General features: G+C 73.4%; 12 protein-coding genes. 7 read left to right on the forward strand and 5 right to left on the reverse strand.

Annotated features, from left to right (window positions below; translation table 11 throughout):
- Positions 1 to 10 precede the first annotated feature (10 nt).
- The 4 genes from ACZ42A_RS28080 to ACZ42A_RS28095 all read right to left on the reverse strand — a co-directional run bounded on the left by ACZ42A_RS28080 (position 11) and on the right by ACZ42A_RS28095 (position 6,033).
- Positions 11 to 2,752 (reverse strand): helix-turn-helix transcriptional regulator, encoded by a 2,742-nt coding sequence (locus ACZ42A_RS28080; protein ID WP_468530055.1) that lies wholly within the window; start codon positions 2,750 to 2,752, stop codon positions 11 to 13.
- A 253-nt stretch (positions 2,753 to 3,005) separates the two neighbouring features.
- Complete coding sequence (locus ACZ42A_RS28085; RefSeq protein ID WP_468530056.1) at positions 3,006 to 3,719, reverse strand: HAD-IA family hydrolase; 714 nt, start codon at positions 3,717 to 3,719, stop codon at positions 3,006 to 3,008.
- A 47-nt stretch (positions 3,720 to 3,766) separates the two neighbouring features.
- On the reverse strand, positions 3,767 to 4,870 hold the full coding sequence (locus tag ACZ42A_RS28090; protein WP_468530057.1) for a Gfo/Idh/MocA family protein: 1,104 nt from the start codon (positions 4,868 to 4,870) through the stop codon (positions 3,767 to 3,769).
- Positions 4,867 to 6,033, reverse strand: a complete 1,167-nt coding sequence (locus ACZ42A_RS28095; RefSeq protein ID WP_468530058.1) for a DegT/DnrJ/EryC1/StrS family aminotransferase — start codon at positions 6,031 to 6,033, stop codon at positions 4,867 to 4,869. Before ACZ42A_RS28095 ends, ACZ42A_RS28090 begins: the two co-directional genes overlap by 4 nt.
- Positions 6,034 to 6,255: 222 nt before the next feature.
- Between ACZ42A_RS28095 and ACZ42A_RS28100 the strand changes: the two genes are divergently transcribed.
- The 6 genes from ACZ42A_RS28100 (at position 6,256) to ACZ42A_RS28125 (ending at position 10,390) form a co-directional block, all read left to right on the forward strand.
- Positions 6,256 to 6,699, forward strand: coding sequence for a type II 3-dehydroquinate dehydratase (locus ACZ42A_RS28100; protein ID WP_468530059.1), 444 nt, complete (start codon positions 6,256 to 6,258; stop codon positions 6,697 to 6,699).
- Positions 6,696 to 7,487, forward strand: a complete 792-nt coding sequence (locus tag ACZ42A_RS28105) for a thioesterase II family protein (protein WP_468530060.1) — start codon at positions 6,696 to 6,698, stop codon at positions 7,485 to 7,487. The genes ACZ42A_RS28100 and ACZ42A_RS28105 overlap by 4 nt, the downstream gene beginning before the upstream one ends.
- 224 nt (positions 7,488 to 7,711) lie before the next feature.
- Positions 7,712 to 8,107: a cell division protein SepF gene (locus ACZ42A_RS28110; protein ID WP_468530061.1), complete on the forward strand. Its 396-nt coding sequence runs from the start codon at positions 7,712 to 7,714 to the stop codon at positions 8,105 to 8,107.
- A 109-nt stretch (positions 8,108 to 8,216) separates the two neighbouring features.
- Positions 8,217 to 9,386 carry an AAA family ATPase gene (locus ACZ42A_RS28115; protein ID WP_468530108.1) on the forward strand — a complete coding sequence of 390 codons (1,170 nt, stop codon included), beginning with the start codon at positions 8,217 to 8,219 and terminating at the stop codon, positions 9,384 to 9,386.
- Entirely contained in the window at positions 9,383 to 9,748 is a 366-nt protein-coding gene (locus ACZ42A_RS28120; RefSeq protein ID WP_468530062.1) for a nucleotide pyrophosphohydrolase, read from the forward strand. The genes ACZ42A_RS28115 and ACZ42A_RS28120 overlap by 4 nt, the downstream gene beginning before the upstream one ends.
- 171 nt (positions 9,749 to 9,919) lie before the next feature.
- Complete coding sequence (locus tag ACZ42A_RS28125; RefSeq protein ID WP_468530063.1) at positions 9,920 to 10,390, forward strand: DUF6099 family protein; 471 nt, start codon at positions 9,920 to 9,922, stop codon at positions 10,388 to 10,390.
- A gap of 204 nt (positions 10,391 to 10,594) precedes the next feature.
- On the opposite strand, the gene ACZ42A_RS28130 is transcribed toward ACZ42A_RS28125, so the two are convergent.
- Positions 10,595 to 10,789, reverse strand: coding sequence for a hypothetical protein (locus tag ACZ42A_RS28130; RefSeq protein WP_468530064.1), 195 nt, complete (start codon positions 10,787 to 10,789; stop codon positions 10,595 to 10,597).
- A 262-nt stretch (positions 10,790 to 11,051) separates the two neighbouring features.
- Here ACZ42A_RS28130 and ACZ42A_RS28135 point away from each other — a divergent pair, with 262 nt between their 5' ends.
- A complete protein-coding gene (locus ACZ42A_RS28135; protein WP_468530065.1) occupies positions 11,052 to 11,975 on the forward strand; it encodes an LLM class F420-dependent oxidoreductase in 924 nt (307 codons plus the stop codon).
- Positions 11,976 to 12,012 lie beyond the last annotated feature (37 nt).

Raw genomic sequence — 12,012 nt, forward strand, 5'->3', positions numbered from 1 at the left:
GAAGGCCGGCTCAGCCGGCCTTCGACGCGTTCGGCCACAGATCCGACGGCAGGTCCTGACGCCGCTGGATCTTCAACTTGCGGTACACGCGGGTCAGATGCTGTTCCACCGTGCTCGGCGTGACGAAGAGCTTCGCCGCGATCTCCCGGTTCGTGTAGCCCATCACCGCGAGCGAGGCGACCCGCATCTCGGAGCCGGTCAGTTCGTCGATGCGCGCCCGGTGGTGCTCCGGCATCGGCTCCGCGCCGACCGGCGTGATGCCGTCGGATCCGGCCAGCAGCTCCTGGGTGAGCGGCTGCGCCTCGCACGCCTTGGCCACGTGCAGGCTCTGCCGGAACAGCATGCGGGCCCGGCGCTGCTCGCCCAGCGCGTTGTACAGCCGGCTCATGTCGGCCAGCACCCGCGCCTGTTCGAACCGGTCACCGGCCGACTCCAGCAGCTCCAGCGCCTCGGCGAGCAGCTGGAGCCCGCGTCCGGGCGCGCAGGTCGCGGCGTACAGACGCAGCGCGATGCCGCGGGTGCGGCCGCCGCTCGCGCCGGGCCGGGTCAGCTGCTCGTGGATGAGCTGCTTGGCCCGGTCGGTGTTGCCGAGCCGGATGCACGCCTCGGCGGCCCCGGCCCGCCACGGCACCGGTCCGAGCGCCTGGATGCCCCACTTGCGTTGGAGCTCCCCGCAGGACAGGAAGTCGCCGAGGGCGGCGCGGTGGTGGTTGGTGGCCAGGTGGTGGACGCCGCGCGCCTGGAGGAACGACAGCCCGTACCAGCTCTCGTACATCGTCGGCGGCACCGCCTGGGACAGATGGCGCAGCGCCTCGTCGTAGCGGCCCATCCGGGTGGTGGCCACGACCAGGGACGACAGCGGCAGCCCGATGGCCACGCCCCACGCCTTGGCCGGCAGCAGTCCCAGGGCCGCACGGGCCCGGTCGGCCGCCGTGGCGAGGTCGCCCTGGCGGACCGCGACCTCGGCGCGCACGGCGAGGAAGACGGCCTGCCAGGTCGGGGTGGCGCGCTCGGCGGCGTCGACGGCGAGCCGTTCGCACCACTCGGCGGCGCTGTCGGCGCGGTCGCCGTGCAGCAGGGTGAGCAGTGCGAGGACGGCGGCCTCCTCGGACCAGTACGCGGACCGGCTCAACCGGAGGTCCCACAGGCCCTGTTCGGCCCGCTCCACCGCCTCTGGGTGGTCGCGGACCAGCTGTCCGGCGAGCGCGGCGGCCCGCCCCAGCCACGGTTCGCTGCGCAGCATCGCCACCACCGCGCCCTCGCCCGCCCGGCCGCTCCCGGCGCGGCGCGGTCCGGGGACGGTGGGGCGCGCCGGGCGGGCCAGCGGCGGGTACGCCCAGGACAGCCACTGTTCCAGGTCGGCCATCTCGCCGGAGGCGTCGGCGCGGCCGGCCGGTCCGCTGCGGATGCGCTCCAGCGCGTCCACGGCCTCCTCGGTCCGCCCGTGCCACAGCAACTGCCGTATCAGCAGGGCGGATTCGGGGAAGCGCAGCCGTCCGGCCCGGTCCGCGGTGATCAGCTGCGGCAGATGCCGGGCGGCGGCGGCCGGGTCGGACTGGAACTCGGTGTGGGCGAGCCGGGCCAGGATCTCGGCCCGCTCGGCGAGGTCGCCGCTGGAGCGCTGGGCGAGCTCCAGGCAGGCGGCGGCCGCGGCGGGCCGGTCGGCCAGCAGTTCGTGGTCGGCGGCCTCCACCAGGACCCGTACGGCCCAGGGTTCGTCGGCGCGCCCGGACTCCAGCAGATGCCGGGCCACCCGGCCGGGCTGCGCCCCGGAGTCGTAGAGCAGCCGGGCGGCCCGCCGGTGCAGGGCGGACAGTTCGCGCGGGGCGAGGTCGTCCAGGACGGCCTGGCGCACCGCCGGGTGGCGGAACCGGCCCTCCTCGGAGAGCAGCCCGCAGGCGGCCATCGCCCGGGCGGTCGGCTCGACGGGCGCCCCGGCCAGGGCGGCGAGCGTGTCGTCGTCCGCCTCGGTGTCCAGGACGGCGAGGGCGCGGGCGAGCGCCAGCGCGGCCTCGTCGCCGCGGTGCAGGCAGCTCAGCAGCGCCAGGCCGTAGGAGTGGCCGGCCTCCTCGTCGCCGTCGGAGCCCTCCCAGTCGTCGGCGAGGGCGCCGAGCAGCAGCGGGTTGCCGCCGGTGGAGGCGCGGAAGTACGGGGTGAGGCGCCGCGCGGTCTCCGGTCCGAGGCGGGGGGTGAGGAAGGCGGTGATCCCGGCCTCGCCGAGCGGGCCGACGCGCAGCCGGGTGAGCCCGGTCTCGCGCAGCAGCTCGGCGCGCAGCTGGAGGTTGGCCGACGCGACGTCGGTGTTGTCGGTGAGCAGGACGACGATCCGGGCCGAGCGCAGCCGGCGGGAGAGGTGGAGCAGGAGGCGCAGGGACGGTTCGTCGGCGTGCTGGACGTCGTCGACGGCGATGAGCAGAGGCTGTTCGGCGGAACGTTCCAGCAGGGCGGCGCACAGATCGTCGGCGGACTGTGCGTCGGGGCCGGGACCGCCGGGCGTGCCGTAGCCGGGGATCCCGGCGTAGCGGCACAGCTGGTGCATCACGCCGAGGGCGTGGGTGCGTTCGGGCCGTGCGCAGATGGCGTGCAGCAGCCGGAACCCGGCGGCCTCCGCGCGGTCCGCGACGGCGTGCAGCAGTTCTGTCTTCCCGGTGGCGGACGGGCCGTCGACCAGGACCATCCGCCCTCTTCCGGCGAGCGCGGCTTCCTGGACGCGGAGCAGCCGTTCCAGATGTTCCTCGCGTTCGACAAGCATGGCTGATCCCCCATTGATGGTTGCCGCTTCGCGGCGCGCTCCACTATCCGCAGGGGTGTGCCATCGGCCGGGAATCGCCCATCCACTCGAACACAAAAGCCCATGAACGAAGGGTCGAAGGGGGTGGTGGGGGCCGTGCGGCGTGGCGTGAAACCGAGGGGCGCGCGGGCGCGCGAGGGCGCCCGGCCGGTGTGGGGGAGCCACCGTCCGGGCGCCGAAGCCCGCCGCGAAGTGCGCTCGACAGTTGATGGGATCAGCCGACCACCTCCGCCACCGCCGGGCACAGGGCCAGCAGGTCCGAGGGGCGGAACAGGGTCGCGTCCGGGGCCGCGCCCAGCAGCTCCACCGTGTCGCACTCGCCCCACAGTGCCGCCACCGCGTCGACCCCCGCGCCGCGCGCCGCCTGGATGTCGGTGACCGCGTCGCCGACCATCAGCGCGTCCTCGGCCCGCGCGCCGAGCAGGTCCAGCGCGTGCACCACGATGTCGGGCGCCGGCTTGGCGCGGGCCACCTCGTCGGAGCCGATGACATGGTCGAAGTAGTGGATGACGCCGAGCTTGTCCAGCAGGTGCCGGGCCCGGTCGCCGGCCTTGCCGGTGGCGATCGCGGTACGGAAGCCGCGCCGCCGCAGCTCGTCGAGCATCCCGGTGACGCCGTCGAACAGCGGCACCCGGTCGGCGAGCCGGTAGCTCTCCCGGACGAACGGCTGCTCCATCTCCAGCGGCAGCCCCATGATCTTCATGATGTCCGGGAAATATCGGCCCAGATGGCGCTCGTACTCGTCGAACGGCGCCTGCCCGTCCCCGACGACTTCCGCGTAGGCGATGGTGAACGCCTCCCGCATCACGGGGAAACTGTCGACGATCACACCGTCGAGATCGAAGACGACCACGCTCTTGGGCTGCTGGAACGGGCCGGTGGATGTGCCGGTGACGGTTCCGGAGGACAAGGCGGTACCAGTGTTCACGGGGATCTCCCTGACGAAGGTGTGCGCATGCAGCTCGTGTTGCGGTGTCAGACCGCCGCGGCGGCCGGCCGCGCGAGAGCGGACCGGGCCCGGCGGGCGGAGCCGTAGAGGCGTTCGATGACGGCGATGGTGCGCGCCGCGTCGGCGACGGCCCGTCCCCGCTGCGCGGGATCGGCGAGCAGGTCCGGCAGTCCGTCGAGCTGACGGTCGTACTCCGCGCCGACGGGCTCCTCGGGGAACCGCACCGGCTCGGTCGTGCCCGCCCGGGTCAGCAGCAGCTCGGAGCCGCCCGCCCGGTTGGGGCTGAAGCCGAAGGTGCACCGCAGTGACACCGCGCCCGCGCTGCCCTCGACCCGGATGGTGGTGGTGTCCAGCGCCTCGTGCGAGGCCCAGCTCGCGCGCAGCGCCACCGAGACGCCGCCCGAGGTGACGAGGAAGCCGCGCGCGGTGTCCTCGACGTCGCCGCCGCCCGCCGTGGCCGGCTCGTCGCGCCGGCGCCAGGAGGTGCCGTGCGAGGCGGCGTTGATGAAGTCGCCGGAGACGGTGCCGAGGGCCTGCTCGTAGCCGACCGGGCCGAGCAGCGAGCCGACCGTGTCCAGCAGATGCCAGCCGAGGTCGACCAGGGCCCCGCCGCCGGCCAGGCTGCTGCGGGTGAACCAGCCGCCGGTGTCCGGGACGCCCTTGGCCCGGACCCAGGCGACCTCGATGTGCCGCACCTCGCCCACCTCGCGGTCCACCGCGGCGGCCAGCGCCGCCACGTCCGCGCGGTGCCGGGCCGCGCTGCCCGCCAGCAGCACCGCACCGCCCTCGCGCTCCGCCGCCGCCAGGTCCTCCGCCTCGGCCGAGCTGAGACAGACCGGCTTCTCCAGGAAGACGTTCACGCCCCGGCGCAGCAGCCCCGCGGCGACGGGGGTGTGCAGATGGTTGGGTACGGCGACGACGGCGAGGTCCGCGATCCGCGCGGTCAGTTCGCCGACGTCGGCGAGCACCCGCACGTCGGGACCGGCCGCCGCCGCGGCCTCCTGGGCCGTCGGGGCGGGGTCCACCACGGCGGTCACCCGGTACCGGGGGTGCTGGGCCAGCCGGGACAGCCAGATCTCCCGGCCCGCCCAGCCGAGCCCCACCACGGCCACTCGGACGGGGGGCGTCACAGCGTGGCCAGGGTGTCGGCGACGATGTCCGCGATCACGTGCATCTGCTCCTCCTCGGCGAGCAGGGTCCGGTGGTGCAGCCAGATCGTGTCGGCGTACACCGCCTCGGTGTGGGGGCAGCGGGCCGCGATCGACTCCAGCGACTCCTCCGGGGCGGCGTACTCCCAGAAGCCGTCGGAGCGGTAGATCGCGCGGAAGGCGGCGAAGGCCGGCAGCCCGCGCTCGATCAGGGCGTCGACCAGCTGGTTGCGGCGCTCGGCGCTCATGCCGGGCATCCGGAACATCGCCATGTAGTGCGGGTTGCGGGTGACGCGCTCGTCGATGACCTGCGGCTGCACCCCGTCGATCTCGCTCAGCAGCCGCGACAGCACCGGCCAGTTGCGCTCGCGGGTGTCGATCTGCCCGCCGAGCCGGGCCAGCTGGGCACGCAGCACGCTCGCCGAGAACTCGTTCATCCGGAAGTTGGAGCCGGAGGTCTTGTGGTAGTACAGCCGGTCCGTGCTGGGGCGGCCGCAGCTGTGCCGCAGGAACGCGGTCTCGCGCTGCTCGGCGTCCTCGAAGGTGACCAGACCGCCCTCGCCGGCCGTCATCAGCTTGCCGTTCTGGAAGCTGAACGCGGCGACCGCGCCCAGCTCGCCGACCTTCTTCCCGTCCCACTCGGCGCCGTGGCCGTGCGCGGCGTCCTGGATCAGCGGCACGCCGCTGTCCGCGGACAGCTTGCCCAGCGCGTCCATGTCGCAGATCTGGCCGGCCATGTGGACGGGCATGATCGCGGCGGTGCGCGGGGTGATGGCGTTCGCGGCGGCGGTCGGGTCGATGTTGAAGGTGCCCGGGTCGATGTCCACCGGGACGGCCACCGCGCCGAGCCGCTGGGCGGCCTGCGAGGAGGAGATGAAGGTGAACGCGGGCACGATGACCTCGGTGCCCGGGCCGACGCCCAGCACCTGGAGGGCCAGCTCCAGAGCGTGCGTGCCGTTGGTGACGGCGAGGGCGTGCGGGGTGCCGTGATAGGCGCCGAACTCCTCCTCGAAGGTGTCGACCTCGCTGCCGCCCATGCGCCACCACTGGCCCTGCTCCAGGGCGCGGATGAGGCCGACGCGTTCCTCGTCCCCGTACTGGGGCCACACGGGGAAGTTCGGCTTGGGCCGGGAATCCTGGGTCATTTTGTATTCCGCTCCTTGTGGTGATCCGGCTGGATGCGGCTGGATCCTGCTGGGGTCCGTACCCGCTGTCGAAAGCGAATGTAAGGCCTGAAAGCAGTGCCAGTCATCCCCCTACTGGGACCCCTAATACACCCTGGGAATGGGACTTCTGAAGCCGCCTCAATTAAGTGCGCCCGAGGTGTGCAATAGCCTTTTCATTGGTGGAGTCACCTTGGAGGCGAGATGAGCGAACTGCTACTGCTGAACGGGCCGAACCTGGGCATCCTGGGGAACCGCGAGCCCGAGATCTACGGCACCGAGACCCTGGCCGACATCGCCGATTCGATCGCCGAGGAGGTCGCGGAACGGGGCTGGAAAGTCAAGCAGGTACAGCACGACGTGGAAGGAGAGCTGGTACGAGCGATTCAGGAAAGCTATGACACGGTTGGGGCCATTGTGAATCCCGGGGCCCTGATGATCGCGGGCTGGAGTCTGCGCGATGCGCTGGCGAATTACCCGCGTCCGTGGATCGAGGTCCACATTTCCAATATCTGGGCACGGGAATCCTTCCGGCACGAATCCGTGATCGCCCCGATCGCCACCGGACTCATCGCCGGACTCGGCGCCGACGGCTACCGGCTCGCGGCCCGTGCGCTGATGGCGAAAACGCCGGCCGGCGTCCGATGACCGGCACCGTGCTCACCGAGGGCCGCCCGTTCGCGGGCGGCCCCCCGGCGGACCCCGACGCCTGGGTCCGTCGCGTCCAGCCCGCCCCCGAGGCACCGGTACGCCTGGTCTGCCTGCCGCACGCCGGCGGCTCGGCCGCGTTCTACCACCCGGTCGCCCGGGCGCTGGCCCCCGACGTCGACGTCCTGGCGATCCAGTACCCCGGCCGCCAGGACCGCCGGCACGAACCCGGCATCACCCGGCTCGACCGGCTGGCCGACCTGGTCACGGAGGCCCTGGCCCCCTGGACCGACCGCCCGCTCGTCCTGTTCGGGCACAGCATGGGCGCCCTGCTCGGCTACGAGGTCACCGCCCGCCTGGAGGCGGCGGGCACCGCGCCCCGCGCGCTGATCGCCTCCGCGCGGCGCGCCCCCTCGCGCTACCGGAACGAGTCCGTCCATCTCCGCCCCGACGAGGGCGTGGTCGACGAACTCCGGCTGCTGGGCGGCGTGGAGCGGTCGTTCCTCGAGGACCCCGAACTGCGCGCGATGATCCTCCCGGCCATCCGCAGCGACTACGAGGCGATCGAGACCTACCGCCACCCGCGGCGCCCGCCGCTGCGGACCCCCGTCACCGTCCTCACCGGGGACGCCGACCCCCAGGTCACCGCGGAGGAGGCCGCCGCCTGGGCCGCCCACACCACCGCCGCCTTCGCCCAGCACACCTTCACGGGCGGCCACTTCTACCTCACCGAGCACATCCCCGAGGTCCTCGGCCTCATCCGCTCGGTCGCCGAAGGACGGGGGTGAGAGCCGGTACCGCGGGTCATGGGTGAGGCGGAGCACACCCGCGGGCACCGAGCGGGGCGGACCGGGCGACACGCCGGGTCCGCCCCGCGCGTACGTGTGCGGGGCTGTCGTACGACGGCCGCCACGCCCTGTCGCACACCGTGTCGCTGTTGGGCCGAACGGGTGACTTGGCGTAAGAATTGGCTGGTGCAGGCGATAAATGCGAGTCAGATCGGGGGGAGCCGGTGAACAGTCACCATCACGACGTCACCGATGAACAATGGGAAGGGCTCGCCCAGGTCGTGCCGCTCCGGGGCCGCGACGCCTGGCCGTCCGCGGTGAACCACCGCACGCTTCCCGAGGCGGAGACGGAGCGCCGCCGCCGGTTCGTGGTGCTGCGGGTCAACGTCTTCGCGGACGCCCGCGAGGTCGCCGAGACCCTGATGGCGGGGATCCCCGTCCTCCTCGACCTCACCGGCGCGGAGACCGAGGTCGCCAAGCGCGTCCTCGACTTCAGCACGGGCGTCGTCTTCGGCCTGGCCAGCGGCATGCACCGCGTCGACCGCAACGTCTTCCTGCTCACCCCGCCGGGCACCGAGGTCCAGGGGCTGATGGAGGGCGCGGGACTGCCCGGCGTCTGAGCACCGCGCCGGTCAGGTCGCCCGATCGTAGGAAGGGCGCACAAGCGGAACGGTTCGCCCGGCGACGGGGTCCTACGGTCCGGATATGGCTGTCTCCTCCACGGCGCCCATGCCCGGCACCCGTACCCCGCCCGCACGGGAACGACCCGGCGGCGACCCGCCCCGCCCACCCCGCCCCCACCTCACCGAGCTGCGGCTCTCGGCCTTCGCGGGGCACCGCCGGGCCGCGTTTCCGCTGGGCCCCGTGACCCTGTTCGCCGGGCCCAGCGGGACCGGGAAGACCAGTGCTCTGCGGGCGTACGAGGCGCTGGCCCGGCTCGGATCGGGCGGGCGGCTGCGGGAGGCGTTCCGGGATCCGGGGGCCTGTGTGCCCGAGCGGGCGCGGCCCGACGCGCAGCAGCGGCGCGGCTTCCGGATCGGCTGCACGGCCGACGGGCCCGAGGGGCCGGTCCGGCTGGACGTCGCCGTGCAGGCCGAGCCGGAGCTGCGGATCGTGGGGGAGCGGCTCACCGCGCGCGGGGTCGTGCTGCTGGAGACCGCCCTGCGCGACCCGGCCCGGCGCACCGTCCAGGCCGCCTGGCACACCGCCGGCTCGGCGCCGGTCACCCGCGCGCCGCTGCCCGACGACCGGCTCGGCACCGCGCTGCTGCCGCTGCGCGTCGCGGGCAAGACCGACGGGCAGCGCCATGTGCTCGCCGCCGCCGAGCAGATGGTGGTCGCCCTGCGGTCCGTCTTCGCCTGCGACCCGCTGCCCGACCGGATGCGCGCTCCCGTGCCCACCGGCTCCGGACGGCTGTTCGGCGGCTGCGACAACCTCGCCGACGTGCTGTGGCGGACCCGCGCGGAGTGCGGGCGGCGGCACGCCCGGTTCGTGGCGGCGGTGGCCGCCGGCTGTGCCGGGCCGGTCGCGGACGTGTTGGCCGAACCGACCGGCCACGGCACCGTGCGCGCCCTGCTCGACCGGGGCGACGGCTTCCGCACCGACGTCGCCCGGCTGGGCGACGGCGAACTGCGGTACATCGCCCTGGCGCTGGTCCTGCTCACCGGACCCGGTGTGCTGGAGGTCGACCCGCCCGGCGAGGTGCCCGCCGCGCTCCAGGCGCTGACCGTGCTCGCCGACGGCTTCGACCGGCAGGTGGACGTGGCCCAGCGGCTGGCGCTGCTGCGGCTGGCGGTGCGGTCGGCGGAGGACGGGCACATCCGCTGTCTCGGCGCGGTGAGCGACGCGTCCTGGGCGGCGGGGGAGCGCGGAGTGACGGTGGTACACCTGAAGCCGTGACCTCCCGAGAACCGCGAGAGCCCCAGGAATCCCCTCGTGAACCGCTGGACTTGGCGAGCCTGCAACGCCGGCTCGCCGAGTTCGCCGCGGCCCGCCACTGGCAGCCGTACCACACTCCCAAGAACCTGGTGGCCGCGCTCAGCGTGGAGGCCTCCGAACTGGTCGAGATCTTCCAGTGGCTGACGCCGGAGGAGTCGGCGCGGGTGATGGCCGATCCGGACACCGCGCACCGGGTCAGGGACGAGGTCGCCGACGTCCTCGCCTATCTGCTCCAGCTCTGCGAGGTGCTCGGCATCGACCCGCTGGCCGCGCTGGCCGCGAAGATCGACCGCAACGAGCGGAGGTTCCCGGCGCCGGAGTAAGGCAGTCCGTTATCACTCTCCGGAGTCAAATCCCCTGCCGAATCCGAATTGTTGTCCACAGATTTCCGTCTTCCTCTGGCTTTTCGTCTCAAGGGCCCTCACTCTGGGTAGTGAACCACTGGAGGTCGGGCGGACGCGTCGAGGGCGCGTCGGGACGGACGGGGGCAGCGCATGGACGCGGTGCGGCTCATCGTGACGAGCAGGCGTGCCCTTGCGGCGAGCGGCGAAGTGCCGCAGATCATGACGGAGGTGTGGCAGGCCCAGGCGCTGGCGCAGGCGATCGGCAGCCGCCTCGCCGTCTTCGGCCCGCCGGAACTGCGCGGCGAGGCCCTGGGGTTGACGGAACTGGCGGGCCGCGGCTGCGGAGTGCTGGACGCACCGGACCTCGCCCCCGGCGAACTGCGCGCGGCCCAGCTCACCGAACTGGGCGACGCCCGCCAGGCGTTGATCTACCTCGGCGGGCTGCTCGGCGAGGTCGGCATCGCCCTCGTCGGCATCGCCTGCGCGGCGCCCGACGAGGCGACGTACTGGCAGTGCATGGAAGCCATCGACGCGGCGGACGAGTCGCGGGACCGGGTCCGCGAGTTGCTGCGCAGGCTGGCGGATCGGGAGCAGGCGATACCTCAGCGGGAGGCGGGCTGAGTCCCCCCTCCCGCGAACTTCGGTTCCACCGGGGTGCTGTGACGCCTGTTCGCCGTTGTGTGCGACGCCGTCTCGCGGGTGCGGGCTGTATGTGGCTGGTCGCGCCCACGCGGCGGAGCCGCACATGTCACAGCCCCGCGCCCCTTACCGGAGCCCCCGCGCCGGAGTGAAAGGAATCCCCCTCTCACACCGGGATACCCCCTCTCACGCCACAGGCGGCTCCGTGCCCTTGCCGCCCCGCTCCTCGATCGCCCCCGCGGGCTCCCGGCCCGCGGCCTGGAGGTCTGCGTCCAGGGCGGAGAGGTCCGCGTTCAGGGCCGCCATCAGCTCCTCCATCTGCTGCAGCAGCCCCTTCGGCTGGGCGGACCCGCCCTGCTGCGGCACGGTTTCTTCGGACATGACGGCCTCCTCGGCCCGTGGCCCCACGAGGAGCCGGTACGGGTGGCGCCCGGCGGCGACACGCCGGTGCGGGAGCCGGGCGGTCCGACTCCGCCCGAGCCAACGATCACCGCCAGACCGGGTCACTGGCCCGGGCACGCCCCCGCCCCGGGGTTGACGTTTTTCACCCGCCCGGGGACGACGGGCGCACGGCAGGGCCCAGGGGGCGCCCCGCCGGACCCCGCACCACCCCGCCCACCGCCCCACGAGGCAGGATGGAGCCATGGATCTTCGAATCTTCACCGAACCCCAGCAGGGCGCCACGTACGACACCCTGCTCACCGTGGCGAAGGCCACCGAGGATCTCGGGTTCGACGCGTTCTTCCGTTCCGACCACTATCTGAAGATGGGCTCCGTCGATGGGCTCCCCGGCCCCACGGACGCCTGGATCACCCTCGCCGGCCTCGCCCGCGAGACCAAGCGGATCCGTCTGGGCACGCTGATGACCGCCGCCACCTTCCGGCTGCCCGGCGTGCTCGCCATCCAGGTCGCGCAGGTCGACCAGATGTCCGGCGGCCGGGTGGAGCTGGGACTGGGCGCGGGCTGGTTCGAGGAGGAGCACACGGCGTACGGCATTCCCTTCCCGAGGGAGAAGTTCGGCCGCCTGGAGGAGCAGCTGGCGATCGTCACCGGCCTGTGGGAGACGGAGGTCGGCAAGACCTTCGACTTTCACGGGACGTACTACGAGCTGACCGACTCGCCCGCCCTGCCCAAGCCCGCCCAGCCGAAGGTCCCCGTCCTCATCGGCGGCCACGGCGCCACCCGCACCCCCCGCCTCGCCGCCCGGTACGCCGACGAGTTCAACATCCCCTTCGCCTCCGTCGAGGACACCGCGCGCCAGTTCGGCCGCGTGCGGGCCGCCGCCGAGGAGATCGGCCGCAAGGGCGACGACCTCGTCTACTCCAACGCCCTCGTGGTCTGCGTCGGCAAGGACGACGCCGAGGTCGCCCGCCGCGCCGCCGCCATCGGCCGCGAGGTCGACGAGCTGAAGCTCAACGGGCTGGCCGGCTCCCCGGCCGAGGTGGTCGACAAGATCGGCCGCTACGCCGAGACCGGGTCGAGCCGGATCTACCTCCAGATCCTCGACCTCGCCGACCTCGACCACCTGGAGCTGATCTCCGCGCAGGTGCAGTCGCAGCTGTCGTAGCGCCGCGGAACAACCGGCGGAATAACCAAAGGCGCCG

The sequence above is a fragment of the Streptomyces sp. NPDC030838 genome, from assembly GCF_055572035.1.